This is a genomic window from Streptomyces sp. NPDC088762 (genome assembly GCF_044750905.1).
In the GTDB taxonomy this organism is placed as follows: domain Bacteria; phylum Actinomycetota; class Actinomycetes; order Streptomycetales; family Streptomycetaceae; genus Streptomyces.
In genome coordinates this window covers 286259-312216 of sequence record NZ_JBIVKT010000008.1, presented here as the reverse complement: position 1 = coordinate 312216, position 25958 = coordinate 286259, and the positions used below count along the sequence as shown (strand labels likewise).

The following is a 25958-nucleotide window of genomic DNA, read 5'->3' as shown; positions in this document are numbered from 1 at the left end:
CGGCGGGGGGCCCCACACCCCGCCCCTGCGCCCCCCCGCCCCCCCCCCGCCGGGGCGGCCCCCCCCCCGGGGCGGCCCCCCGGGGGGGGGGGGGGCCGGGGGGGGGGGGGGGCCCGGGCGGCGGCGCCGCACGCGTTACCAGCCCTCCAGCGGAGGCGAGACCCCGCTCGGTGGCACGGCCCAGGGGTGGGTGAGGGCGGCCCAGACCGTGAAGGCGACCGCCGCCGCGAAGAGGACGGCCCAGCCGAAGCGGCGGAGCATCCGGCGGCGGCGCAGGAGGCGGTCGCCGCGGGCCGCCGCGCCGGCGGCCAGGCCGGCCGGGACCGGCGGGTACGGGCCCTCCAGCAGCTGCCTGACCTGCGCTTCCTTCCGGTCCGGGAAGCCGCTCACGCCGCCGCCTCCCGGGAGGACCGCAGCACGGCGACGGCCCGGTTGCACAGCACCCGCACCCGCTCGGCCGACAGCCCCAGCTGCGCCGCCGTGACCTCCTCCGCGACCCCTTCGTAGATCCGCAGGACCAGTACGAGCCGCTCCTGCGGGCCCAGCCGGGCCAGCACCCCGGTACCCCCGTGGTGGCGCCACCCGGTGCGGGCGAACGCGGCGCACAGCTCCTGGCGGGTGAAGTCGTACGGGTCGTCCCCGCGCAGGCGCCGCCAGTTCGCGTACGTACGGGCGAGCGCCCCCGCCAACAACCGCCGGGCGGACTCCGGTTCGCCGGTCAGCAGTACCGCGACGTACAGGAGCCGCCCCGCCGCACCCGCGACGAAGGCCTCGAACTCCGCATAGGGGACCGCCCCTTGGCCCCCGTGGTCGACCGCCCGCATAGCCCACATAGTGCGGGCAGCGGGAGTACCCCGGTCAAGAGGCGGGAAGGGCCCGGCTCAGGACGCCGGACCGGCGTCCGCGACAGCCGCCATCAGCTCCGACAGCGACAGGTTGAAGCGGGTCAGCAGGGCGGTGAAGGACTCGCGCTCCTGCTCGCTCCAGCCCTCGGTCACGCGCGCCATCAGCTCGCGCCGCGAAGAGCGGACCTCCTCCAGCCGCGCCAGCCCCCGCGGGGACAGCGCGAGCACCACGGCCCGCCCGTCCTCCGGGTGCGAGGTCCGCTTGACCAGGCCGCTGTCGACCAGCGGCGCGACCTGCCGGGTCACCGTGGAGGAGTCGATGCCCATGCCTCCGGCGAGCGCCTTGACGCCCATCGGGCCCTCCAGGTCGAGCCGGTTGAGGAGCAGGTACGCGGCGCGGTCCATGGAGTTGCGGGCCTGGCCCACACCGCCCAGGCGGGTCTGCTCGGCGCGGCGGGCGAAGACCGCCACCTGGTGCTGGAGCGCGTCGAGGAGACCGCCTCCGGCGGGCGCTTCAACCGCCGTGGGCAGGTCGGAATTGGCCTGGGTGGAAGGCATGGCCGTGGGCTCTCTTCGCGTGGGTCCGACAAGGATGGGGGACAGAGTACGCGGCCGTGCGGCGGCTCGTACGGGGCGTTTGAGAACTGATACGGCGGGTGTGGAGCGAAACCGAGACCCTGTCCGGGATGGCCGGATTTCGCCCCTCGCTCCGGCCCGGTCCGGTGCCCGGTCCACGCGCGCGCCGCGCAGCGGAGCGGCTGCGAGACTGGCGGCATGAACTACCGTGTGCCGCAGCCCGTCCCGCAGGTCATCCTCGACGACATCCGGGGAGCCCAGAAGATGCTGTCCGGCGTCTCCCGGGTCACCGCCATGGAGGGCAGCCGGCACCTCTCCTCGCTCACCGGCTCCCCGGTCCACCTCAAGTGCGAGAACCTCCAGCGCACCGGCTCCTTCAAGCTGCGCGGCGCCTACGTGCGCATCGCCGGCCTGCGTCCCGAGCAGCGGGCCGCCGGCGTCGTGGCGGCCAGCGCGGGCAACCACGCGCAGGGCGTGGCCCTGGCCTCCTCCCTGCTCGGGGTCCGCTCCACGGTGTTCATGCCCGTCGGCGCCCCGCTGCCGAAGGTGGCCGCGACCCAGGAGTACGGCGCCGAGGTGCGCATGCACGGGCAGGTCGTCGACGAGACCCTGGCCGCCGCCCAGGAGTACGCGGACCGCACCGGGGCGGTGTTCATCCACCCCTTCGACCACCGCGACATCATCGCGGGGCAGGGCACGGTGGGCCTGGAGATCCTGGAGCAGTGCCCCGAGGTGCGCACGATCCTCGTCGGCATTGGCGGCGGCGGTCTCGCGGCCGGGATCGCGGTCGCCGTGAAGGCGCTGCGGCCGGACGTCAGGGTGATCGGCGTCCAGGCGGCGGGCGCGGCCGCCTACCCGCCCTCCCTGCTGGTGGGGCACCCGGTGTCGATCGACAATCCGATGACGATGGCGGACGGCATCAAGGTCGGCCGTCCGGGGGACGTGCCCTTCCGGATCATCGGCGAGCTCCTCGACGACGTGCGCACGGTGTCCGAGGACGCGCTCTCCAGCGCGCTGCTGCTGTGCCTGGAGCGGGCCAAGCTGGTGGTCGAGCCGGCGGGGTGCAGTACGGTCGCCGCCCTGCTGAGCGAGCCCGAACTGTACGGCGGCGGGCCGGTGGTGGCCGTCCTGTCCGGGGGGAACGTCGATCCCCTGCTCCTCCAGCGCATCCTGCGCCACGGCATGGCGGCCGCGGGCCGCTACCTGTCGCTGCGGCTGCGCGTGGCCGACCGGCCGGGGGCCCTGGCCGGGCTCCTGGGGGTGTTGTCAGTGGTGGATGCGAACGTGTTGGACGTGAGTCACGTACGGACCGACCCGCGGCTCGGGCTCACCGAGGTGGAGGTGGAGCTGCACCTGGAGACGAAGGGCCCGGAGCACTGCAAGGAGGTCGCGCGTTCCCTGCACAACGCGGGGTACAGGGTGATGAGCTAGCCGGCGGCGCGGGACACCGGCGCCGACGGAAGCCGGCCTCGCGTATTCCGTGGCGAAACGCGATATGACGCGATAGCGTGCACCCCCGGGCGGTGGGGGCGGAGTGGCGCGAGCGGCGACGGGAGCGTCGACGTGGGCGCCGTGAGCGGTGACGCCTCACCCGTTCGGCCGGGCGAGGCCTGCCCGGCGCCCATACGATTTGCCTAGGAAACACCAGAAAACACTGGGAGAATCCATATGCCAGGCGCGATCTACGCCGAAGGTCTGGTCAAGACCTTCGGCGATGTACGGGCCCTGGACGGCGTGGACCTCGATGTCCCCGAAGGCACCGTCCTGGGCCTGCTCGGCCCCAACGGCGCGGGCAAGACCACGACCGTGCGCGTCCTGACCACCCTGCTCCGGCCCGACAGCGGCAAGGCCGTCGTCGCCGGCATCGACGTCCTCAAGCACCCCAACGAGGTCCGGCGCGCGATAGGCCTGTCCGGCCAGTTCGCCGCCGTCGACGAGTACCTGACCGGCCGTGAGAACCTCCAGATGGTCGGCCGGCTCTACCAGATGAAGGCCAGGGCGGCGAAGGCCCGGGCCGACGAACTCCTCGACCGCTTCAACCTCTCCGACGCCGCCGACCGAACCGCCAAGACCTACTCCGGCGGCATGCGCAGGCGCCTGGACCTCGCCGCCGCCCTCGTCGTCAGCCCGCCCGTGATGTTCATGGACGAGCCCACCACGGGACTCGACCCCCGCAACCGCCAGCAGCTGTGGGGGATCATCCAGGAACTGGTCGCCGGCGGCACCACCCTGCTCCTCACCACCCAGTACCTGGAGGAGGCCGACCACCTCGCGCACGACATCTGCGTGGTCGACCACGGCAAGGTCATCGCCCGGGGCACCTCCGACCAGCTCAAGGCCCGCACGGGTGGGGAGCGGGTGGAGGTCGTCGTCCACGAGCGGGAGCACGTGGCCACCGCGCGCCAGGTGCTCGCAGGTTTCGGCAAGGGCGAGACGACGTACGAGGAGCACACCCGCAAGCTGACCGTGCCCGTGGCGGGCGGCGCCAAGCTGCTCGCCGAGGTCATCCGCGAGCTGGACGGCCGGGGCATAGAGATCGACGACATCGGGCTGCGCCGTCCCACCCTCGACGACGTGTTCATCTCCCTGACCGGCCACGCGGCCGAGCTGGCGGCGGAGGAGAACGGCGACGGCCCCGCCGACGCCCACCCCGCCGGCCGCAAGGCGGCGCGGAAGGAGAAGGCGCAGTGACCCCCACGACCACCACCTCCGCGACCCCGGAACCGGCCGCGCCCCGCCCGCGCGGCGGCCTCGTCCAGGGCGTCGGCGACTCCCTGGTGATCGCCAAGCGGAACCTGATCCGCATGTCCCGGATTCCGGAGATGATCATCTTCGGCGTGATCCAGCCGGTGATGTTCGTCGTCCTCTTCAGCTACGTCTTCGGCGGCTCGATCAGCGTCGGCGGCAACACCTCACCCGCCGCCTACCGCGAGTTCCTGATGGCCGGCATCTTCGCCCAGACCGTCACCTTCGCCACCGCCGGAGCGGGTGCGGGCATCGCGGACGACATGCACAAGGGCCTGATCGACCGCTTCCGCTCGCTGCCCATGGCGCGCGGAGCGGTCCTGACCGGCCGCACCCTGGCCGACCTCGTGCAGACCACCCTGACCCTCGTCGTCCTGGCCCTGGTCGCGCTGCTGGTCGGCTGGCGCACCCACACGAGCATCGGCGAGGTGCTCGCCGGCTTCGCGCTGCTGCTCCTGCTCGGCTACGCCTTCTCCTGGATCGGCGCCCTGATCGGCCTGTCGGTCCGCACCCCGGAGGCGGCGACCTCGGGCGGGCTGATCTGGCTGTTCCCGCTGACCTTCATCTCGAACGCCTTCGTCCCCTCCGACAACATGCCGGCCTTCCTGCGGCACATCGCGGAGTGGAACCCCTTCAGCGCCACCGTCCAGGCGGCCCGCGAGCTCTTCGGCAACCTGCCACCCGGGTACGAGGCCCCGGCGGCCTGGCCGATGCAGCACCCGGTGGCGGCGTCCCTGCTCTGGTCGCTGCTGATCATCGCGGTCTTCCGGACCCTCTCGGTCCGCAAGTACCGGTCGGCTACTGCGTAGTCCCTACGCATAACCAGAGACGACGATGCCCGGCCGGAGAAGGAATCCGGCCGGGCATCGTCGTACGGGAGAAAAGCGGTGATCAGGGGTGATCAGCCGGTGAAGGGCTTGACGTCGAGGATCTTGACCGACGCCTTCTTGCCGTTCGGCAGCTCGTACTCGGCGTCCTCGCCGATCGCCTTGCCCATCACACCGGTGCCCAGCGGGGACTGGGGGGAGTACGTCTCGAAGTCCGAGGAGGCGTACTCACGGGAGGCCAGCAGGAACTCCATGGTGTCGTCCTCGTCGCCGTCGAAGGCGATCGTGACGAGGGTGCCGGGGGCCACCACGCCGTCGGACGCGGGGGCGGTGCCGACCTTGGCGTTCTCCAGCAGCTGGGTCAGCTGGCGCACGCGCAGCTCCTGCTTGCCCTGCTCCTCCTTGGCCGCGTGGTAACCGCCGTTCTCGCGCAGGTCGCCCTCCTCGCGGGCGGCTGCGATCTTCGTGGCGATCTCCGTGCGTGCGGGACCAGAGAGGTAGTCCAGCTCCGCCTTCAGCTGGTCGTACGCCGCCTGGGTCAGCCAGGTGACGCTTTCGCTCGTCTGGGTCACGGGTGCTCCTCGTCGGTACAGGGGACTACAGGCCGCCGGTGGCGGGCGAAACCACGAGCCTAACAATTCGGCAGGAAAAGGGGGAGGACGTGATGTGTATGAAGTGTGTCATCAGGGGTGTCGCGGATGCGCCCCCAGTGACTCTCCGCGCTCGGAAACGGTCACCCCCGTAGCGCGTGTCGAGGCGCTGCCCCCACGCCCTCAGCGCGCGCCGGCCGCAGGCTGACAGCCGACCAGTTCGATCATCGTGGCGCGGCTGGTCGTCCTGAGGGAGACCACCTCGTCCACCCGGCCCTCGGCCTGCGCGAAGGTGTAGTCCGCGCGGCCCACCTCGCCGTGCTCCTTGTCCTGCGAGCTCAGCGTGCACACCCCGGTGACCGAGGCTTCCTTGCGGACCTCCAGGTGCACCTTCACCTCGTTGTCGGAGACCACCTGGAACTTGATCACCTCGGCGCTGACGCTCTTCCCGGCGACGTAGTCCCAGCCGATCCAGCCGACCACGCCCACCAGCACGGCACCCAGCACAGCCCCGACGATCTTGAGCTTCCGGTCCGCGCGCTCGTCCGCCGACCGGCCGTAACGGCCCTCGGGCAGGCCCTCGCGTACCGCGCTCATCGATCGTTCCTTCCGAGAGGGCGGGGCCGGATCCCTGTGGACCCGCCCCCGGAATTTTCCATCCCCCGATTCGGTCAATATAGAGGTCGACCGTCACGCCGAATCGCAGAGGATCCCGTCTTGACCGAGCAGCTTCGACTGATGGCCGTACACGCCCACCCCGACGACGAGTCCAGCAAGGGTGCGGCCACCATGGCCAAGTACGTGTCCGAGGGGGTGCCCGTGCTGGTCGTGACCTGCACCGGCGGCGAGCGCGGCTCTGTCCTGAACCCCAAGCTCCAGGGTGACAAGTACATCGAGGAGAACATCCACGAGGTCCGCGCCAAGGAGATGGACGAGGCCCGCGAGATCCTCGGCATCGAGCAGGAATGGCTGGGATACGTCGACTCCGGCCTGCCGGAGGGCGACCCGCTGCCCCCGCTCCCCGAGGGCTGCTTCGCCCTCGCGGACGTGGACGAGGCCGCCGGCGAGCTGGTGAAGAAGATCCGCGCCTTCAAGCCGCAGGTCATCACCACCTACGACGAGAACGGCGGCTACCCGCACCCCGACCACATCATGACCCACAAGATCTCGATAGTGGCCTTCGACGGCGCGGCGGACACGGAGAAGTACCCGGAGGCCGAATTCGGCCCGGCGTACCAGCCGCAGAAGCTCTACTACAACCAGGGCTTCAACAAGCCGCGCACCATCGCCCTGCACGAGGCGCTCCTCGAACGCGGCATGGAGTCCCCCTACGGCGAGTGGCTGGAGCGCTGGAAGGAGTTCGAACGCAAGGAGCGGACGCTGACCACGCACGTCCCCTGCTCCGACTTCTTCGAGATCCGCGACAAGGCCCTCATTGCGCACGCCACGCAGATCGACCCGGACGGCGGCTGGTTCCGCGTCCCGATGGAGATCCAGAAGGAGGTCTGGCCCACGGAGGAGTACGAGCTCGCCAAGTCGCTCGTCGACACTTCCCTCCCCGAGTCCGACCTCTTCGCGGGCATCCGGGAGAATGTGTAGCCATGAGCGCTACGCAGGCCGCAATCGCCCAGCTCCTCCCGCTGGCCGGAGACACCTTCGACAAGAACAAGGTGACCCCCGGAATCCTGGGCTTCATCGTGTTCGCCGCCCTCGCCCTGGGGGTGTGGTTCCTGATGAAGTCCATGAGCCGCCACATGGGCCGGGTCGACTTCGAGGAAACCCCGGAGCCGGCCTCCGCAAACCCGGAAGCCACCCGGGCCCCCTAGGGCTTCCCGCCGGTTGCGCCGGGGTCGGGTGCACCCCCTAGGGACCGGGCTGAGCCAGCGGCCGGTTGTGACGGGGTCGGGTGCGTGCCGGGGCGCCCCCGCAGGGCGCCGAACGCTGTTCCGCGTCACTGTCCGCCCCCTGGCCACGTTCGGCGCCCGAGGAGGTGCCCCGGCGCGCGCCCGACCCCGTCGCAGCCGGCCCCACCACCCCCGGCCGGGGCGCAGGGCGGCCCCACCGCACCCGACCCGGGCGCAGGGCGGCCCACCACACCGGGCCCCGGCGCAGCCGCCCCACCACGGGGCCCCCGCCCAGCCCGGCCCCGCCACACCCGGCCGGCTCGCCGCAGGCGTCACGGCATCGGGACGCCCATGACCTCCCGCGAGTGCAGGTTCGGCACCAGCCCCAGCCGCCACGCCTGCCAGCCCTCCGCCGGGTCCACGCCCCGGCCCAGGACCACCCCGTACGTCTCCAGGCAGTCCTCCAGCCTGCCGTCCCGCGCCGGGTGCGGCCCCTGCGCCAGCCGGTCCAGCTCCGCCCGCGCCTCCTCCGGGGCGGCCGGTGTCGCGTACGGCAGCATCGTGCAGCGCAGGAAACGGGCCCAGTCCTCCCCGCGCCGGTCCCCGTACGAGATGAACAGCCGCACCGCCTCCTCGCACAGGCCCAGCGCCTGCGAGAGCCGGCCGTTGCCCGCGTCCACCACCGCCAGCTCCAGGCACGTCCACGCCTCGCCGTGCGCCAGCCCGATCCGCCGGAAGTCCGCACGCGCGTCCACCAGCAGCTGGCGGGCGAACCCCGAGTTCTTCAGGTTCCCCGTCTGCGCGGCCCGCTGGTCCCGCGTCACCCGGCCCGAATGGTGCCGGGCGTGTGCCAGCCCGTACACGTCCCGCATCCGCGAGAACATCGTCCGGGCCCGCTCCAGCTCCCGTACCGCATGGTCGCGCTCGCCCGCCTCCTCCAGCGCCTGCCCCAGGTAGTACAGCGTCCACGCCTCGCCGCGCGCGTCCTCCGCCTCCCGGTGCCGGGCCAGCGCCTCCCGCAGCCGCTCCAGCGCCGGCCCCGGATCCCCGTCCACCACCCGGGCCCGGCCCAGCTGCGTCAGCGCCCACGCCTCGCCGCGGTCGTCGCGCGTACGCCCGTACAGGTCCAGGGCCAGCCGCAGCTCGGCCTCCGCCCGCGGCACGTCGCCGACCCGCAGGAACACCTGGCCCAGCTGGAAGTGCGCCCACGCCTCGCCGTGCACGCTCTCGCTCTCCCGGTGGAGGGCCAGGGACCGCTCCAGCAGCCGCACCGCCTCCGCCAGGTGCGCCAGGTCGCGCTCCACGGCCGCCAGCGCGTGCAGACCCCACGCCCGGTCGCCCGCCAGCTCCGCCGGCTCCTGGAGCACCAGCGCCTCGCGGATGCGGGCCGCCGCCTCCGGGAGGTTCCCCTGGTGGTGCAGGGTGATCCCGAGCGAGACCAGGGCCATCGCCGCCCCCGCCTCCTGGTGCGCCTCCATGTACCCGTCCACCACCGAGGTCAGCGTGGTGCGGGCCTTGTCCAGCTCGCCCAGCTGCCGCGCGGCGATGCCCGTGCGCCACTGCACCGACCGCACCAGCCGGCCCTGCTCGCCCTGCCGGCCCGCCGCCACCGCCTGCGTCAGCTCGTCGATCTCACCGAGCCGGTACAGGTCGCCGCGCAGCAGACAGAAGTCGCACAGCGCCCCCAGCAGGTCCAGCACCACCTGCTGGTCCACCCCGTCCGAATGCCGCAGCGCCGCCGTGATGAAGCTCGACTCGTCGTCCAGCCAGCGCAGCGCCGCGTCGAGCGAGGTGAAACCGTGGCCCCCGAACTGATTCGCCCGCGTCGACATCTTCCCGTCGACCATCCGGATCACCGCGTCCGCGAGCTGCGCGTAGTTGCGGATCAGCCGCTCGTGGGCCGCCACGGCCTCCGCACGGTCCTCCTCCGCCGCCAGCCGGGCCGCGGCGTACGCGCGCACCGCGTCGTGCATGCGGAACCGCTGCCCGCGCACCCGCTCGATCAGCCCGGCCTCCCACAGCTCCTCGAGGGCGCGCAGCGCCGCCTGCTCCGGTACGTCGGCCAGCGCGGCCGCCGCCGCGCCGCCGAGGGAGGCCCGCCCGGCCAGGGGCAGCCGCCGCAACAGCCGGCGGGCGGGCGCCGGCAGCCGGGCGTCGGCGGCCCGCAGGGCGCGCTCGACCGGATGGCCGTCCGCGGCGGCCGGGGCGTGGCCCGCGCGGGCCGGCGGCGCGAGCATCCGCAGCGCCAGCGGGAGCCCGCCGCTCAGCTCGACGGCGGCCGACACCGCTGCGGCGACGGCCTCGTCCGTAGCCGTACCCGTGCCCGTGCCCGTGCCCGTGCCCGGGCCCGTGCCCGGGTGCACGGCGAGGCCGGGCGCGGTGTCCGGCTCCGGGGCCGTCGCCGCCCGGACCAGCTCGGCCGCCTCCGCCTCCGGGAGCCGCTCCACCGGCAGCTGGTACACCCATGCCGCCAGGTCCGCTGGCAGCTCCAGCGGCTCCCGCGCGGTCACCAGCACCAGGCTCTCGGAACGCTCCGGCACCAGCAGCCGCACCTGGGCGGCATCCACCGCGTCGTCCAGGACCACCGTCACCGGCAGCCCCTGGAGGTGCTGGTGGTAGAGCTCGCCGAGGCGCCGCACCTGCTGCTGCGCCGAGGACCCCTCGCGGAACAGCAACTGCTCGCGGGGAGCGCCGAGCCGGTTCAGCAGGTGCAGCAGCGCCTCCCGCGTCGACAGCGGCGCACCGGCCGGGTCCCCGCCCCGCAGGTCCACCACGCACGCGCCCCGGAACTGGTCCCGCAGCCCGTGCGCCGTCCGCAGCGCCAGGGCCGTACGGCCGACCCCCGGCTCCCCGTGCAGGACCACCACCACCGGCCGGGTCTCCGTGCTGGCCCGGGCCGCCTGCACCCACTGCGCGATCCGGGTCAGCTCCGCCTTGCGGCCCACGAACGGGCCCGCCGGGTCGGGGAGTTGCCCGAAGGACTGTTCCAGCACGCTGCGCCGCCGGGCCTCCGCGCTGCGGTCCGTTCCGCGCAGCGGCGGCGCGGTCCGGGTCGCGGTCCGCGGGGCCCGCGCCGCCGCGGCCACCGCGCGCTGCTGCTCCAGGAAGGGCCGTATGCCGCGCACCTCCAGTGCCGACAGCCACTGCAGCTTCAGCTGCTCGGGGCCGCCCGGCCGGCCCCGTTCCCCCGCGCGCCGGTTCGCGGCCGGCAGGTGCAGTGCCGTCACCTTCGCGACCGTCGCCACCGCCCCCGCGACGCCCGCCACGGCCCCCGCGGTCAGGGCCGTGCCGGCCGCCACGCCGAGCGCGAGATCCGCCCCGACGGCCGCTGCCGCGGCAACCGCCGCCGCGAGCAGGGCGGTTGCCGAGTTGCCGCGCTGGAAGGCCTCGCCGAGGGACTGCTCACCGGCCGCCGCCTCGTCCAGGGCCCGTACGTACGCCTCGTACTCCGGCGCCGCACTCGCGGCGAGCGAATCCAGTGCCTCCCTGGCCCGTGCGAGCAGCACCGCCCTGTCGGCCGGCGCCCCCGCCGCCGCCCGCCGCGCCTCCTCCTCCACGGCCCGCTCCAACAGCCGCTCGGCCTCACTGCGATGGCTGTCCCGCATCGGCATCCCCCTCGGAGAGCTCCGGCAACGTGTCACAAGTGTCCGTCGGGACAGGCACGAGCGCGAGAGAATCTGAGCTAGTTCAGAGGGAGTTGGAACTCCCACGGACATTCACCGATGAACGGCGAACGTGAACGGGGAAACCGGTGACGGTACGAGACATACGCACGGCCGCCCGACTGATCGGCCGGCGCAACGCGCTGCGCTACCTGGCCATCGGCGCCGGGGCATCGCTGCTCGCGGCCTGCTCGGGCAAGGACCCGAGCCGGGCAGCGGCGCCACCGGCCCCGGAGGCCCCCGGTACCGGAGCGGCCGCCACCACCGCGGCGCCCGCCGGCACCGCCGCGCCCGCCACCACCGCCGCGCCGGCCACCACCGCGCCCGCGCCCGGCCCCACCGTCGCCGGCCGGGCCTTCGATGCCTTCGTCAAGGGCAGCTGGACCATCGAATCGACCACCCCCCGCGGCGACACGGGGCGCGGCAAGGCCACGGTCAACGCGGACGGCGGCGGCAACGGCGGCTGGACCATCGAATGGGACGGCGACGGGGGCACCTGGCACGGCGGCTTCCTGCTGCGCGGCGGCCACCTGGTGCTGGACGTGTACGAAGCCCCCAAGGGCGTGCAGCGCCTGACCGGCGGCGAGGCCCTCACCGTCCCCGCGACGGTCGGCGAGGGCGTCTTGCTCACCCTGCCGTGGAAGCCGCCGGGCCACCGCGACACGAACGACGGCCAGAAGCTGTCCGTCGAGTACGCGAAGAACACCCTGCGCATCCGCCACATCGAAGCCGGCGGCAGTACCACCACCCACGTCTGCACCCGGGCATGACCCTGGGCGTGAACACCACCCGCCGAAGGGCCGCGTGCGCGGCGGTCCTCCTCCTGCTGGCGGCCGGATGCGGGGAGCAGCCGCCCGGCAGGGGCTTCGTCCTGCGCTACGAGGAGCCCGCGGCGGGCGACCGGGACGACCGGCGCTTCCTGGAGGACCGGGCGCTCGCCGAACCGGTCCTCGCCGAGCTCAACGCGTACGGCGACCTGCCGCACCGGGTCACGGTCGTCGCCCGCTCCTGCGGAGGCGAAGGCACCGGCTACGACCCCGGGGAGCGCCGCATCGAGCTCTGCTACGACGACCTCGCCAGGGAACGAGAGCTCATCGAGCGCTCGGGCTCTCCCCGGCCGGAGGAGGACCTCGCCGAGATCGTGCGGGAGACGATCCACCACGAGGCGGGCCACGCCCTCGCGGACGCCCTGCACCTGACACTGGGCGACCGCGCCGAGGAGGACGCCGCCGACCGCTTCGCCCAGCTGATGCTGCTGCGCGGCGGCCCCGGGGGCGAGCACGCGCTCCTCACCGCGGCCCGCTCCTACGACGCGGAGGCCGCGGCCGACCCCGGCGCCGATCCCGCGGACGAACACGCCCCGCCCGCCGCGCGCGCCGAGTCCCACCGCTGCGCCGTCTACGGGGCCGCCCCCGTCCGCCACCCGGACCTCGCCACCCCGGCCCGGGCCGGCTGCTCCGCCGTGTGGGCCCGCACCCGCGACACCTGGACCCGGGACCTGGACCCGCTCCTTCGTCGCTGAGCCGTTCCGCCCGTGCGGGCAGGCCGCTCGCGGTGGTCCTTCGTACCGGTGCGAGCGGCCTGCCGGGCGGCCCGGGGATCCGGGCCGGGTGTCAGGGGACGGGAACCTTCGACGGGGTCAGGAGCACGTCGAGGGAGACGATGTAGTCCTTCATCTGCTCCAGGGTCCGCATGGGGTTCTCCGGGTCGGAGCGCATGTCGGAGAAGGTGGCGACGACGCGTTCCAGCACCACGCGCCCCAGGACGCGCACCAGGGGCAGGCCGAGGCAGATGTACATGCCCTGCCCGAAGGTCATGTGGGGGTTGGGGGAGCGCCTGATGTCGAACCGGTCGGCCTGGGGGAAGTGGCTCTCGTCGAAGTTCGCCGACGAGTCCCAGACCACCACGTACTGGTCGGCCTTGATTTCCCGGCCGCCCAGTACGGTGTCGTGCCGGGCCGTGCGCCACAGGTTGAACCACGAGAAGTCGAAGCGCAGGATCTCCTCGATGGCCCCCGGAATCAGCGAGGGGTCGCGCCGCAGGGTCTGGAAGAACTCCGGGTCGCGGCAGAAGCGGTCGAAGGCGTAGCCCAGCATGAGGGCCAGGGGTGCGTTGCCGGCCGTCGCCAGGTCAAGGCACATGTGGACGATCTTTTCCTCGGCCAGCCGTCCGTCCTTGCGGCGCTCCGCGAGCAGCTCGCTCATGAGGTCGTCGCCGGGGTTGCGCTTGCGTTCCCGGAGCTGCTCTTCGAACAGCCCGACCACGTCGGCGTGGTCGGGGGAGCGGACCCCGATGAGCTGGCCGAACATCTGGTCGGACCATTCCCGGAAACGGTCGGCGCCGGGGATCCGGAGGCCGAACATGTGGGCGACGGCTCGCTCCATGATCGGATAGCAGAGCTCGCCGAGCATTTCCATTTTCCCGGAGGTGCGGGCGGGCTCCAGGAGCGAGTCGACCATGGCGGTGAACTCGGGCGCCATTTTTTCTATGCTGCCGGGCTGGAACGAGCGTGCGACGAACCCTCGCAGATAGCGGTGGTCCGGTATGTCGGCCCGGCCGAAGGAGAACGGCAGCCCCATGTGGGTCTTGTTGGTCACCGAGAAATCGGTGGGGTTCTTGAGTACGTGGTGCACGTCGTCATAGCGGAACACTTCCCACAGGTTGTACTCCGGGCGGAAGCGTAACGGCTCGTTCTTCTGCATGTGCTGGAACCAGGCGATCCGCGACGCGGTGGAATCGCCCAGTTCGGGGAACAGGAGGTCCCTGGTCGGTTTGCTCGGCGTAGTCGTCATTCCTTGAACCTTTCTGCCTGGCCGTGGTCAGAGACGTTCCACTGTGAGCCAGATGAGCTCCTTCGAGCGGAACGTGCTGTCCCATACGGCCTTGCCGACCTCGGCGAGCCGGTCGGTGTGGCTGTCGATCACCTTTCCGAGGACCGGGCTGCTGAGCGTCTCCGAGGTCGGCCCGTACTGGACGATGACCTTGTTGCCCGTCGCCTGGCTGAACCGGAGCCGGCCGACCGGCGCGTCGCAGATGCGCTCGCGCACCGGGGTCGGCGCCACGCTCACCAAAGGCGCCCAGGCGTACATGGATTCACCGCTGACGACCGCGTGGTCCTGCAGGACCGTGAACGGCAGGGACTTGAGGACGTCCATGCAGAGCTGCTGGTTGAGATCGGAGTAGAGCTCCGCCTCGACCTCCACCCCCAAGGGCTGCCAGGTGAGCCTGACCGGAATCCGCTGGATCGATTCCTCGATCGGGACCGGCGCCGGGGTGTACGCCGGCGGCTCCAAGGCACCGTTCGTGGGGTAGCGGTAGTGCTCGCCCAGGTCCCACGGGAAGTAATGGTGCGACCAGGCGGTGAGCCGGTTCGCGTATTCGGTGAACGTGGCCAGCCGGTCCACGAGCTCACCGCGGCTGTCCGCGGGCTGCCCGACCTGTTCGGCGTACTTCGCCAGGGTCGGGAATCCGTTGTAGCCGAGGAAGGTGCTGTAGATCGGGTCCAGCGTGCGGAAGACCGTCAGCACGTTCTCGACGGAGAGGTTCTCGTCCGTCGCCATCCTCGTCAACTGGTAGAGGTTCATCGCGTAGTCGCGAACGATGCTGTTCGAGAAGTCCCAGGCGGTGAAGTACTGGCCGTAGGACCCGGGCAGCTCGGGAAGGGTTCCCGTGCGTATCTCATGGATCTCGGGGGGTTCTTTGGATATGAAGCTCGTGATCAGCTCGCGGAGCTCCGGAAATGCGGACATGTTTCCCTCTCGCTCTGTGTGCGGCGCTGCCGGAATGCTCTGGATGTCTGGATGTCTGGATGTTCTGGAAGTTCTGGAGTTTTTACGATGCCGCCCTCAAGCGGTCGGGAGAGCATCGGGACCACAGCGGGTGGATCTCCCCGGTGGCGATGTGGGTGGCCAGGGTCCGCCCGATGAACGGGGCGAGGGTGATACCGCTGTTGGCGAAGGCCTCGTAGTAGCCGGCAACGGCGGACAGCGCGCCGAGGCTGGGAAAGCCGTCCCCCGGGAACACGGCGGTACCGACGCGCACCCGGTCGACGGTGGCCGACTCGAGGGCCGGAATCGTGCGGTACGCGCGCTCCAGCAGGTCCTTGACGAGCTCGTCGCCGGGATCGGCCTGCGCTCCGGCCGGGAGGCGGGCGTCGACCTGCTCGGACCGCACCCGCACGCGCCCCGGCCCCGCCGACCGGGCGTGGGCCTGCGAACCGCGCAGGACGTGCCGCACCGGATCGCCGTCGGTGAGCAGGTCGATCACGAGGCTGCTGCGCGTCGCGACGCCCCCGAGCGGGGCGGTACCGACCATCGCGGCCACCGTGGGAGCCTGCGGCCCGGCGGCGTTGACGACGGCGTCGACCTCGATGCGGTCGCCGGCTTCGAGGCGCAGGGCCCGCACTTCTCCGCCGCGGACCTCGATGCCGCCGACCGCGTCGTTCCACAGCGTCAGGCGCCCGGTGGCCCCGGCCGCCGCGAGCATCTCGGAGACCAGCTTCGGCCCGTCGATCCAGCCCTCGTCCGGGAACAGCACGACCGGGGTCCCGGCGTGCGGGAACGCGATGCCCGGCTCCCAGGCGCGGTTCACACGGGCCGCGTCGGACCAGACGGTCCGATAGCCCCAGGCGGCGAGGCGGTGGACCACGTCCGCGAAGGACGGGCCGCTGCCGTGGCCGCCGCCCTCCTCGTCGTCACCCCAGGCGACGCTTCCGGTGGGATGCCACCAGGGGGCGGAGTCGAACTGCCCGGCGAACCGGAGGTGTTCGATCATTCCGGTGTGGCTCAGTTCGAACCTCGCGTACGTCGGCTGCTGAACGGCACTCAGCCGCGCGAAGCTGACATCGGTGGTCAGGCCGCCGGGCTGCGCGGGCTCCACGCAGTGCACCCGCATTCCGCGCTGGGCGAGGCTGAAAGCGATGCAGGCTCCGATGACGCCGGCCCCCACGACCCCTACGGTTTTCACTGTCTCCTCCATGTTTCGGGCACGCTTGATCGCGCCGGCGCACCCGGTTCGTCACTCCGGCTGGTGCGTCGCGGGCGCCTCGCGCCAGGAGACGAGCAGGTCGGAATCGGTCATGAACGCAGACCAACACGGTCTCCGTCCGGGGCGCAATGAATTCCCCGAGTGGCCCGGTCGATGGAGCGGCCAATGGTCTGGCCAACCATCACCGGAACGAAGACCCGGTATCCGGGCGGCAACACCGGCGGCCGGGGGATTCGGCTTTTGTTTGCTTTCCGGTCGACAACGGAGGCGTGCTCTCTCCGTCATGGCCGAACGACCGAAAGTCACCAACAGTGGCGAGCTGTCCCCGGACTTCCCGGTCGGCGTCAGGCAGCCGGCTTTCCCGCGACCTGGCCCATGGCCCTGGCGAGCAGGGCGACCGCCTCCGGGAGCAGGCTGCGGCGCACCGCGCCGTAGCCGAGCGCCACCCCGGACGAGGGCGAGCGGCGGCCGAACTGGAAGTGCCTGCCGGGATGTACGAGAACCGACTTCGCCCGTGCGAGGGCGGCGAGGCGGACGTCGTCGACGCCCTCGGGCAACCGGACGTAGGCGTGGATGCCCGTCGGCTCGCCGGTCATCCGGGCGCCCGGCAGGTGTTCCTCGACGGCCTCCCGCAGCGCCGAGCGCCGTGCCCGAAGGACGGTCCGGGTCTCCCGGATGTGCTGGTCCAGCATGCCGGACGAGATGAAGTGGGCGAAGGTCAGCTGCGTGAGCGGGTCCGGGACCCCCAGCGGCGTCCGGCCGAGCCGCTCCGCCACCGCTTCGGGCGCCGCCGCCCAGCCGAGCCGGATGCACGGGCCGAACATGGCCCCGGTCGTCCCGACGTAGACCACCCGCTCCGGACGGTGCCGCTGCAGGGCCAGGGGACCGCTGCTGACGCCGAACCACAGGTGCCCGTCCCGGTCGTACTCGATCACCCAGCCGTCCACGTCGGAGGCCCAGCTCAGCAGGGCCTCCCGGCGCTCCGGCGACAGCACCGCCCCCGTCGGCACCTGCGAGACCGGGGTCACCAGCACGGCGCGCGCCCCGGACCGGGCCAGGGCCTCCACGTCGATGCCCTCGTCGTCCACGGGGATTCCCGTGACCCGCAGCCCCGCCCGCTCCGCGATCCTGACCTGCCAGGGCGCGCCGGGGCTCTCCACGGCGATGTGGTCGACGCCGAGGTCGCGCAGTACACGGCACACCACGTCCACGGTGTGGTCGAAGTCCGCGGTGACGGCGACCTCGGCGGCGGTCGTCAGGACCCCCCGCGAACGGCCGAGGTAGGCCGCGAGTTCCTCCCGGAGTTCCGGAACACCGACGGGATACCGCCGGGGGCCGGCGCCGCCGATCGACTGCCCCACGTGCTCGTAGGCCCGCAGCCATTCACGGGACGGGAACAGCGCCGAACTCGTCGCGTCGACCCGCAGGTCGTAGCGGGGCTCCGCACGCCGGGCCGGCTCGGCCGCGCGGCGGTGGCGGTCGCGGTGCGGCAGGTGGGTGGCGACCCGGGTGCCCGAGCCCTGAGTGGACCGCAGATAACCCCCGGCCACCAGCTGCTCGTAGGCCTGGACCACGACACTGCGGGAGACCCCGAGATCTCCGGCGAGATTCCGGCTCGAAGGCAGCCGGACGCCTGGATGCAGGGTCCCGTCTTTTATTCGTTCGCGAATGGCCGCCTGAATCTGCGTGGTCATGGACAGCGGCAACTTCCGGTTTATGGCGATCGGTAACATGCTTCCCCCGTCGGCGCCCGCCTTACGGCCGGCGCGAAACCCCCGCGGCGGATCCGGCTTCTCGAGCGCGGACCCTCGGCCGGGGATGACTTTCTCTTCGGCGCGGAAATGGTCCGCTCACGGAAGAGTGGAATGGACTTGTTCGATGCCTTGTCGGCTGCGATGCTCCGTACGAATAACCAGTGAATTCCGAACCGGCAGAGGGCGCGGCAGCCCCGGCCGGGTGAACGGGCCCCGGCGGCCCCGCGGCGGCCGGGGCGACCCGAAGCGGTGGGCAGGTCCCGGGAGTTCGGCCGCGAACGTGGCGGCCACCGGGGACCGGCCGACCGCGCGGCCGTATCCGGGCGGCGAGCCCGGCGAACGCGTCACGGCCGGCGCGGCGCGAGGCCAGGTCCCGTACGTGCACGCCGGTGATCCGGGCGCCGGAGGCCGGCGCCCGGTCCGTGCGGGCCCCGGCCACGATCCCGGTCGGCAGCACGCTCATCCGACAACGTCCTTCCCCCGTGGGTGGTGCGCGGGACCGCCCGGCCTCAGGGCGGTCAGTGCCCGGGGGCCGAGGCGCGCTCCGGCGCCGCGGGTGCCCGGCCGGGCTCCTGGACCCCGGCCGGCCGCACCGTGCCCCGGCCGGCGACCAGGGCGACCAGCGTCTGAGCGGCCGCGGCCACGCACGTCAGCACCAGCGGTGCCTGCCAGCCGGAGCTGACGGTGTGCAGCAGCCCGATGACGACGGGGCCGGCGGCGGCGAGGAGGTAGCCGATCGACTGCGCCATCGCCGACAGCGCACCCGCTCCGGCCGCGTCGTGGGCCCGCATGCCGAGGAACGCCAGCGCCAGCACGAGACAGGCCCCGCCGCCCAGACCGAGGACGACGCTCCACAGCAGCGCGAAGTCCGGCGCCACCAGCAGCCCGAGGTAGCCGAGGAGCAGGATGGCCGAACAGATCGTGGCCAGCGCCCGCTGGTCGCGGGCCCAGCGCAGCGCGCCCGGCACCGCCAGGCTGGTCAGCACCGCGACCGCCTGGAACAGGAACAGCAGCCATCCGGCCGTGGCCGCGCTGACACCGTTGTCCTGGAAGATCTGGGGCAGCCAGGTCACGACCACGTAGAAGCCGAAGGACTGCAGCCCCATGAACGCCGTGACCGCCCAGGCGAGCCCGGACCCCCAGGGCAGCCGGTGCTGCCCCCGCGCCGCCTGCGGGGCGGGCGGCGCCGTGCGCATCTGGGGAAGCCACAGCAGTACGGCCACCAGCGCGATCAGGACCCAGCACCCGAGGGCGGTGGACCAGCCGCCCGGAGCGATCTCGCTGATCGGCACCGCCACCCCGGACGCGACCGCGGCGACACCGCCCATGACCGTCGCGTAGGCGCTGGTCAGCAGTCCCACCTTGTCGGGGAAGTCACGCTTGATGAGGCTCGGCAGCAGGACGTTGCCCACGGCGATGCCCGCTCCGATCAGCACGGTTCCCGCGAACAGGCCGACTGCCGAGGGCACCCAGCGGACGGCGATGCCCAGCGTCAAGACGACGAGCGCACCGCCGAGGAGCCGCTCCTGTCCCCACCGTGCGGCAAGCCGGGGGACCATCGGAGACAGCGCCGCGAACGCCAGCAACGGCAGCGTGTTCAGCAGGCCGAGCGCGGCCGGGGCCAACCCCAGGTCGGCCTGTACGCGATCCAGCAATGGCCCGACACCGGTCAAACTCGCCCGGAGGTTGGCTGCTGCCACGAGCAACCCCCACACAAGTAACACCTGTCCGGAACGACGTGTCGATTTCTTGTCCATGACCGTCATCATCAAGTCCCCCGCGGGGGCTTAACCAGGCCGTACTGAAGCTAGCCCTCGCAGGGCCACCCTGGCCGCCCCGGCCCACCCGCCGGCACCGGTAACCTGGCGATATGGGGACGCCGTTGGGAAGCTTCATCCGGGCCAAGCGCGACAGCATCCAGCCGGAATCCCTCGGCCTGCAGAGACACGGCCGCCGCCGATCGCCCGGGCTGCGCCGCCTGGACCTCGCCACCCGAGCCGGTATCAGCGTCGAATACCTGGCCCGTATCGAGCAAGGGCGCGACCGCAACCCGTCGCCCACGGTCGTCACCTCGCTCGCCGACGCCCTCTGCCTCAACGCCTCGGAGCGCAACCACCTGCGCTACCTCGCGAAGATCTCCGGCGACGAATGCGCGGTCCAGATCAGGCCCGTGCCACCGCCCCGGCGCGTGCGGCCGTCCGTCCTGCAGACGCTCTGCCTCCTCGAACCGGGCGTCGCCGTCGTGACCAACCGGCTCGGCGACATCCTCGCCCACACCACGGGCTACCAGGCGATCACCAGCGGCACCGGACTGCTCGACGACGCCGAGCCGAACCTCAACCGCTACCTGTTCACCGACCCCCGCGCCCGGACCTTCTTCGCCGACTGGGACCAGGTCGCGGACGAGCACGGCTTCGACCTGTGGCAGGCGCCCTCCCTCGAAAACCTGGAATGGCTCATCTCCGAGCTCCTCCCCGTCGCCGGGCCCGAGTTCAGCAACCGCCTCTGCCGCCACGAAGTGCCGCGCCGCGGCGTCCTGCGGCTCAACCACCCCACCGGGCCCCAGCTGCGACTGCTCCGGGAGACGCTCGAACTGCCCATGGACGACCAGCAGCTCGTCATCTTCCTCCCCGAGTGCGACCAGACGGCCCAGGCCATCGACCAGCTCCAGCGCCAGTCCCACGGCCGGCTCCGCTCCATCTCCTGACCCGGTGACGCGGCGGAGCCCACTCGGACACGTACCGTGTGCGGCTCACCGCTTCCCGACGACACCCGCGGACGCTGGGCCTGACGGTCCGGCGCGTGCGACGATGCAGGTATGAACCGCCTGGCCACCTCGCAGTCGCCCTACCTCCTCCAGCACGCGTCCAATCCGGTGGACTGGTGGCCCTGGGAGCAGGCGGCGTTCGACGAGGCGAAGCGGCGCAACGTACCCGTGCTGCTGTCCGTCGGTTACTCCGCGTGTCATTGGTGTCATGTCATGGCCCACGAGTCCTTCGAGGACGAGGCGGCCGCCGCCTACATGAACGAGCACTTCGTCAACATCAAGGTGGACCGCGAGGAGCGCCCCGACGTCGACGCCGTCTACATGGAGGCCGTGCAGGCCGCCACCGGGCAGGGCGGATGGCCCATGACCGTCTTCCTCACGGCCGATGCCGAGCCGTTCTACTTCGGGACCTACTTCCCGCCCGAGCCGCGGCACGGCATGCCCTCCTTCAGGCAGGTGCTCGAAGGAGTGCGGACCGCGTGGGAGGGCCGGCCCGAAGAGGTCGCCGACGTGGCGCAGCGGATCGTACGGGACCTGGCCGGGCGGCAGTTGGACTACGGGAAGGCCGGCGCGCCCGGCCCCGAGGAGATGGCGCGGGCACTGCTCGCGCTGACCCGCGAGTACGACGCCGCGCGCGGCGGGTTCGGCGGGGCGCCGAAGTTCCCGCCGTCCATGGTGCTGGAGTTCCTGCTGCGCCACCACGCGCGGACGGGCTCCGAGGGCGCGCTGCAGATGGCCGCCGACACGTGCGAGGCCATGGCGCGGGGCGGGATCTACGACCAGCTCGGGGGCGGGTTCGCCCGGTACTCCGTGGACCGGGAGTGGGTCGTTCCGCACTTCGAGAAGATGCTCTACGACAACGCGTTGCTGTGCCGGGTGTACGCGCACCTGTGGCGGGCCACCGGCTCCGAGCTGGCCCGGCGCGTGGCGCTGGAGACCGCCGACTTCATGGTGCGGGAGCTGCGGACCGAGCAGGGCGGCTTCGCCTCCGCGCTCGACGCCGACAGCGAGGACCCGCAGAGCGGACGGCACGTCGAGGGGGCGTACTACGCGTGGACGCCCGCCCAGCTGCGCGAGGTGCTGGGGGAGGACGACGGGAACCTGGCCGTCGCCCACTTCGGGGTGACCGAGGAGGGGACCTTCGAGCACGGCAAGTCCGTCCTCCAGCTCCCGCAGGACGGGCCGGCGGCGGACGCGGAGCGGATCGCCCGGATCCGGGCGCGGCTGCTCGCCGCACGGGAGACGCGGCCCGCGCCCGGCCGGGACGACAAGATCGTCGCCGCCTGGAACGGCCTGGCCATCGCCGCCCTCGCCGAGTGCGGGGCCTTCTTCGAGCGGCCGGATCTCGTCGAGCGGGCCACCGAGGCCGCCGACCTGCTCGTCCGGCTGCACATGGACGGACGGGCCCGGCTGGCGCGGACCAGCAAGGACGGCCAGGTGGGCGCCAACGCCGGGGTGCTGGAGGACTACGGGGACGTGGCCGAGGGGTTCCTGGCCCTCGCCTCCGTCACCGGTGAGGGGGTGTGGCTGGAGTTCGCCGGGTTCCTCGTCGACCTCGTGCTCGACCGGTTCACCGCCGAGGACGGGTCCCTCTACGACACCGCGCACGACGCCGAGCGGCTGATCAGGCGGCCCCAGGACCCCACCGACACCGCCGCTCCCTCCGGCTGGACCGCCGCCGCCGGCGCGCTGCTCTCGTACGCCGCGCACACCGGCTCGGAGGCCCACCGCACGGCGGCCGAGCGCGCGCTCGGGGTGGTGCACGCCCTCGGCCCGCGCGTGCCGCGCTTCATCGGCCACGGGCTGGCGGTCGCCGAGGCGCTTCTCGACGGTCCGCGCGAGGTCGCGGTGGTCGGCCATCCGGAGGATCCGGCCCGGGCCCTGCTGCACCGGACGGCGTTGCTGGGGACGGCTCCCGGGGCGGTGGTGGCGACCGGAATGCCGCGTGCGGCGGACGGCAGCGGGGGCGAGTTCCCCCTTCTGGCCGAGCGCACACTCGTACACGACCTTCCGACGGCGTATGTGTGTCGACATTTCGTCTGCGCGCGGCCTACGACGGATCCGGTCGAGTTGGCGGAACAGTTGGGGGCGGTTCGCCCCTGAAATGACCGGAGTACCGTCAATTCCGGTTGCTCGCACGTCTGTTCAGATACACGGTTTTTATCCGGACGGCTCCTGACTTTCATGTGCACTGCCTAGTCTCGTGTCGTTCGGTACGCACCGAGACGGCGCACTGGGGGGTGCGCGCAGGGGGAAGCGGAGGACGGCGGGCCGGGGGGCCCGCCGGATGCCTCCGGGGGGTTTCACGGTTCGCCGCTCGGGGTTGCGGCATGTCTGTGGGGGGACGGTTTGTACACCTCTGTGTTTATTTCCATGATCTCGCTTGCGCTCTTCGGGATCGCAGCGTTCACGCTCTGGTGGCAGATGCACGCCTGGCGGACGCCCGAGACGCTCGCCTCCACCCGGTTCGACCGTCCCGACGGCGGCGGCCGGCTGGCCTTCTCCCTGCTGCTGCCGGCCCGCCACGAACAGGCGGTCCTGGAGCACACCATCGACCGGCTGCTGGAGTCGAGCCACCACGACTACGAGATCATCGTGATCGTCGGGCACGACGACCCCGAGACCGCCGCCGTCGCCGAGCGCGCGGCCGCACGGGCCGCTGCCGAACGCGCGCCGGGACTCGTACGCGTGGTCGTCGACCACCACGAGACCAAGAACAAGCCGAAGGCCCTCAACACCGCCCTGCCGCACTGCCGGGGCGACGTCGTCGGGGTCTTCGACGCCGAGGACCAGGTCCACCCCGAGCTCCTCGCCCACGTCGACCACGCCTTCCGCGCCACCGGCGCCGACGTGGTCCAGGGCGGGGTCCAGCTGATCAACTTCCACTCCAGCTGGTACAGCCTGCGCAACTGCCTGGAGTACTTCTTCTGGTTCCGCTCCCGGCTGCACCTGCACGCCGAGAAGGGTTTCATCCCGCTCGGCGGCAACACCGTCTTCGTGCGCACCGAGGTGCTGCGGGAGGCGGGCGGCTGGGACCAGAACTGCCTCGCCGAGGACTGCGACCTGGGGGTGCGGCTCTCGTCGGCCGGCAAGAAGGTGGTCGTCGCCTACGACTCCGACATGGTGACCCGTGAGGAGACGCCGGGCTCACTGATGGGCCTGCTCAAGCAGCGGACCCGCTGGAACCAGGGCTTCCTCCAGGTCTACCGGAAGAAGGACTGGCAGCAGCTGCCCGGCCGCGGGCAGCGCTGGCTGGCCCGCTACACGCTGATGACGCCGTTCATGCAGGCCGCCTCCGGGGTGATCATCCCGCTCAACTTCGCCGTCGCGGTCTTCCTCGACGTCCCGGTCGGCATCGCGATCATCACCTTCCTCCCCATGATCACGGCGATGGTGACCTTCGTCTTCGAGATCGTCGGCCTGCACGACTTCGGCCGCCAGTACGGGCTGCGCGTCCGCTTCGTGCACTACCTGAAGCTCGTCGTCGGCGGCCCCTTCTACCAGGTGATGCTCGCCGGCGCCGCGATCCGCGCGGTCTGGCGCGAGCAGCGCGGCCAGAGCGAGTGGGAGCTGACCAGCCACACCGGCGCCCACCTGACGCCGGACCAGACCGCCACCGCCACCGCGATCCGAGAGGACATCCACCAGTGACCGCCACCGTGCCCACGGCCACTGATCCCACGTCCCCGACCGCCACCGCCACCGCCACCGCCACCGCCACCGCCACCGAGCCCCGCGTCCCCGCCCAGCGCAGCGGCACCGGCGCCGGCGGACTCGGCGTCCGGCCGCCCGCGCCCGCCCGGCCGCTCGTGCGCTTCCGCAGCTCCCGCCCCGACCTGCTCCTGTGCGGGGCCCTGCTGCTCGTGATCCTCCTCGTCCAGGGCTGGAACATCACCCACTTCCCGACCCTCAGCGACGACGAGGGCACCTACCTCGCCCAGGCCTGGGCGGTCCAGCAGGGCGACGGCCTCGCCCACTACACCTACTGGTACGACCACCCGCCGCTCGGCTGGATCCAGATCGCCGGCCTGACCTACCTGCCGTCCCTCTTCGTGCCCGACTGGATGACCGTCGCGCCGATGAGGTTCTCCATGCTCGCGGTGTCCGCAGCGAGCTCCGTCCTGATCTACGTCCTCGCACGCCGCCTGTGGCTGCCGCGCTGGGCCGCCGGTCTCGCGATGGCCCTCTTCGGGCTCTCCCCGCTCTCGGTCGTGCTCCAGCGGGAGATCTTCCTCGACAACCTCGCCGTGATGTGGATGCTGCTGGCCTTCTGCCTCGCGGCGTCGCCCAGCCGCCACCTGTGGCACCACTTCGCCTCCGGACTGGCGGCCGCCACCGCCGTCCTGACCAAGGAGACGATGCTGGTGGTGCTCCCGGCGCTGCTGGTGACGATGTGGCGCCACAGCCACCGCGACACCCGCAAGTTCGCCGTCACCGGAGCCGTCACCGCCTGCGCGCTGATCGGGCTGGCCTACCCGCTGTTCGCCCTCCTCAACAGCGAGCTGCTGCCCGGTGCCGGCCACGTCTCGCTCGTCGACGGCATCACCTACCAGATGAGCCGCCCGGGCTCCGGCTTCATCCTCACCCCCGGCTCGGGATCGAACGGCGTCCTGCGGTCCTGGCTCTACTACGACACGGTCCTGCCGCTCGGCGGCCTGGCGGGCGCCGTCCTGCTGCTGGCCACCATCAGATGGTCCGTCACCGCCCGCGCGCTGGCCGGGCCGGCGCTGGCCGCCGTCATCCTCGCCCTCGTCGCGATGCGGCCCTCCGGCTACCTCCCGGCGATGTACGTGATCCAGGCGGTGCCGTTCCTGGCCCTGGTCCTCGCGGGCGGCGCGGCCAGCATCACCCACGCCGTGCTGCGCCGGCGCCGTTCGCCCGGGGAACGCCGGCAGCTGGTGTGGGCGCGCCGGGTCCTGGTCTGCGTACTCGCCGCGACCGCCGCGGTGTACGTCCTGCCGCGCTGGTACGACGGCAACCGCACCGCGCTCACGGCCGACGCGAACGCCCCGTACCGGCAGGCCGCGGCCTGGCTCGGCAGCGAAGTGGCCGATCCGGCGAACACCCGCGTCCTGCTCGACGACGCGCTGTGGCTGGACGCCGTCCACCGCGGCTTCGAGCCTGGGCTCGGCGCCATCTGGTTCTACAAGGCCGACCTCGACCCCGCCGTCACCAAGACCCTGCCGGGCGGCTGGCGGGACATCGACTACGTGGTCTCCTCGCCCACGGTGCGCCGCGACGCGGCGGACCTGCCGAATGTGAAGGCCGCGCTGGAGCATTCGACGGTGGTGGCCGTCTTCGGCTCGGGCGAGGACCGCATCGAGATACGCCGGACCGACCGCGAGACGGGGAGCTGAGCCAC

Annotated in this window: 22 protein-coding genes; 11 read left to right on the top strand and 11 right to left on the bottom strand. The window is 72.4% G+C overall.

All coding sequences use genetic code 11. The features are described 5' to 3' along the window. Window positions 1-135 precede the first annotated feature (135 nt). From ACIP5M_RS20880 to ACIP5M_RS20870, 3 genes are read right to left on the bottom strand one after another with little or no spacing between them, the layout of a single operon-like run. A complete protein-coding gene (locus ACIP5M_RS20880; protein WP_401199062.1) occupies window positions 136-390 on the bottom strand; it encodes a hypothetical protein in 255 nt (84 codons plus the stop codon). Further along, window positions 387-824 carry a sigma factor-like helix-turn-helix DNA-binding protein gene (locus ACIP5M_RS20875; protein ID WP_401199060.1) on the bottom strand — a complete coding sequence of 146 codons (438 nt, stop codon included), beginning with the start codon at window positions 822-824 and terminating at the stop codon, window positions 387-389. The genes ACIP5M_RS20880 and ACIP5M_RS20875 overlap by 4 nt, the downstream gene beginning before the upstream one ends. Window positions 825-881: 57 nt before the next feature. Continuing rightward, window positions 882-1403, bottom strand: a complete 522-nt coding sequence (locus tag ACIP5M_RS20870) for a MarR family winged helix-turn-helix transcriptional regulator (RefSeq protein ID WP_401199058.1) — start codon at window positions 1401-1403, stop codon at window positions 882-884. Between the two features lie 216 nt (window positions 1404-1619). Between ACIP5M_RS20870 and ilvA the strand changes: the two genes are divergently transcribed. The 3 genes from ilvA (at window position 1620) to ACIP5M_RS20855 (ending at window position 4975) form a co-directional block, all read left to right on the top strand. Next, window positions 1620-2852, top strand: coding sequence for a threonine ammonia-lyase (gene ilvA / locus ACIP5M_RS20865; RefSeq protein ID WP_401199056.1), 1233 nt, complete (start codon window positions 1620-1622; stop codon window positions 2850-2852). 237 nt (window positions 2853-3089) lie between these two features. Then, window positions 3090-4112 carry an ATP-binding cassette domain-containing protein gene (locus ACIP5M_RS20860; RefSeq protein WP_401199054.1) on the top strand — a complete coding sequence of 341 codons (1023 nt, stop codon included), beginning with the start codon at window positions 3090-3092 and terminating at the stop codon, window positions 4110-4112. Further along, the gene (locus ACIP5M_RS20855) at window positions 4109-4975 is read left to right on the top strand and encodes an ABC transporter permease (protein ID WP_401199052.1); all 867 of its coding nucleotides are present in this window, start codon (window positions 4109-4111) and stop codon (window positions 4973-4975) included. The genes ACIP5M_RS20860 and ACIP5M_RS20855 overlap by 4 nt, the downstream gene beginning before the upstream one ends. Window positions 4976-5067: 92 nt before the next feature. Here the strand turns inward: ACIP5M_RS20855 and greA are convergent, their stop codons facing one another. Together greA and ACIP5M_RS20845 are read right to left on the bottom strand one after the other, a co-directional pair. Further along, on the bottom strand, window positions 5068-5565 hold the full coding sequence (gene greA / locus ACIP5M_RS20850; RefSeq protein WP_401199051.1) for a transcription elongation factor GreA: 498 nt from the start codon (window positions 5563-5565) through the stop codon (window positions 5068-5070). 201 nt (window positions 5566-5766) lie between these two features. Continuing rightward, the gene (locus ACIP5M_RS20845; protein WP_401199049.1) at window positions 5767-6180 is read right to left on the bottom strand and encodes a DUF4307 domain-containing protein; all 414 of its coding nucleotides are present in this window, start codon (window positions 6178-6180) and stop codon (window positions 5767-5769) included. Window positions 6181-6300: 120 nt separating this feature from the next. On the opposite strand from ACIP5M_RS20845, the gene mca reads away from it, so the two are divergent. Both mca and ACIP5M_RS20835 read left to right on the top strand, forming a co-directional pair. Further along, window positions 6301-7182, top strand: a complete 882-nt coding sequence (gene mca, locus ACIP5M_RS20840) for a mycothiol conjugate amidase Mca (RefSeq protein ID WP_401199047.1) — start codon at window positions 6301-6303, stop codon at window positions 7180-7182. A 2-nt stretch (window positions 7183-7184) separates the two neighbouring features. Continuing rightward, window positions 7185-7409, top strand: a complete 225-nt coding sequence (locus ACIP5M_RS20835; protein WP_401199046.1) for a hypothetical protein — start codon at window positions 7185-7187, stop codon at window positions 7407-7409. 350 nt (window positions 7410-7759) lie between these two features. On the opposite strand, the gene ACIP5M_RS20830 is transcribed toward ACIP5M_RS20835, so the two are convergent. Beyond that, on the bottom strand, window positions 7760-11032 hold the full coding sequence (locus tag ACIP5M_RS20830) for a tetratricopeptide repeat protein (protein ID WP_401199044.1): 3273 nt from the start codon (window positions 11030-11032) through the stop codon (window positions 7760-7762). Window positions 11033-11178: 146 nt separating this feature from the next. Between ACIP5M_RS20830 and ACIP5M_RS20825 the strand changes: the two genes are divergently transcribed. Together ACIP5M_RS20825 and ACIP5M_RS20820 are read left to right on the top strand one after the other, a co-directional pair. After that, window positions 11179-11859 carry a hypothetical protein gene (locus ACIP5M_RS20825; RefSeq protein WP_401199042.1) on the top strand — a complete coding sequence of 227 codons (681 nt, stop codon included), beginning with the start codon at window positions 11179-11181 and terminating at the stop codon, window positions 11857-11859. Between the two features lie 8 nt (window positions 11860-11867). Next, complete coding sequence (locus ACIP5M_RS20820) at window positions 11868-12611, top strand: DUF4344 domain-containing metallopeptidase (protein WP_401199040.1); 744 nt, start codon at window positions 11868-11870, stop codon at window positions 12609-12611. Window positions 12612-12702: 91 nt separating this feature from the next. On the opposite strand, the gene ACIP5M_RS20815 is transcribed toward ACIP5M_RS20820, so the two are convergent. The 5 genes from ACIP5M_RS20815 to ACIP5M_RS20795 all read right to left on the bottom strand — a co-directional run bounded on the left by ACIP5M_RS20815 (window position 12703) and on the right by ACIP5M_RS20795 (window position 19586). Then, window positions 12703-13881 carry a cytochrome P450 gene (locus tag ACIP5M_RS20815; RefSeq protein ID WP_401199038.1) on the bottom strand — a complete coding sequence of 393 codons (1179 nt, stop codon included), beginning with the start codon at window positions 13879-13881 and terminating at the stop codon, window positions 12703-12705. A gap of 27 nt (window positions 13882-13908) precedes the next feature. After that, window positions 13909-14838 carry a hypothetical protein gene (locus ACIP5M_RS20810; RefSeq protein WP_401199036.1) on the bottom strand — a complete coding sequence of 310 codons (930 nt, stop codon included), beginning with the start codon at window positions 14836-14838 and terminating at the stop codon, window positions 13909-13911. Between the two features lie 82 nt (window positions 14839-14920). Next, on the bottom strand, window positions 14921-16054 hold the full coding sequence (locus ACIP5M_RS20805) for an NAD(P)/FAD-dependent oxidoreductase (protein ID WP_401199034.1): 1134 nt from the start codon (window positions 16052-16054) through the stop codon (window positions 14921-14923). Between the two features lie 365 nt (window positions 16055-16419). Beyond that, window positions 16420-17769: a PLP-dependent aminotransferase family protein gene (locus ACIP5M_RS20800; protein WP_401199032.1), complete on the bottom strand. Its 1350-nt coding sequence runs from the start codon at window positions 17767-17769 to the stop codon at window positions 16420-16422. A gap of 578 nt (window positions 17770-18347) precedes the next feature. Further along, window positions 18348-19586, bottom strand: coding sequence for an MFS transporter (locus ACIP5M_RS20795; RefSeq protein ID WP_401199030.1), 1239 nt, complete (start codon window positions 19584-19586; stop codon window positions 18348-18350). A gap of 113 nt (window positions 19587-19699) precedes the next feature. Between ACIP5M_RS20795 and ACIP5M_RS20790 the strand changes: the two genes are divergently transcribed. The 4 genes from ACIP5M_RS20790 to ACIP5M_RS20775 all read left to right on the top strand — a co-directional run bounded on the left by ACIP5M_RS20790 (window position 19700) and on the right by ACIP5M_RS20775 (window position 25953). Further along, complete coding sequence (locus tag ACIP5M_RS20790) at window positions 19700-20536, top strand: helix-turn-helix transcriptional regulator (RefSeq protein ID WP_401199028.1); 837 nt, start codon at window positions 19700-19702, stop codon at window positions 20534-20536. Between the two features lie 111 nt (window positions 20537-20647). After that, window positions 20648-22699 (top strand): thioredoxin domain-containing protein, encoded by a 2052-nt coding sequence (locus ACIP5M_RS20785; RefSeq protein ID WP_401199026.1) that lies wholly within the window; start codon window positions 20648-20650, stop codon window positions 22697-22699. A 246-nt stretch (window positions 22700-22945) separates the two neighbouring features. Beyond that, window positions 22946-24247 carry a glycosyltransferase gene (locus ACIP5M_RS20780; protein WP_401199024.1) on the top strand — a complete coding sequence of 434 codons (1302 nt, stop codon included), beginning with the start codon at window positions 22946-22948 and terminating at the stop codon, window positions 24245-24247. Then, window positions 24244-25953, top strand: coding sequence for an ArnT family glycosyltransferase (locus ACIP5M_RS20775; protein WP_401199022.1), 1710 nt, complete (start codon window positions 24244-24246; stop codon window positions 25951-25953). The genes ACIP5M_RS20780 and ACIP5M_RS20775 overlap by 4 nt, the downstream gene beginning before the upstream one ends. Window positions 25954-25958 lie beyond the last annotated feature (5 nt).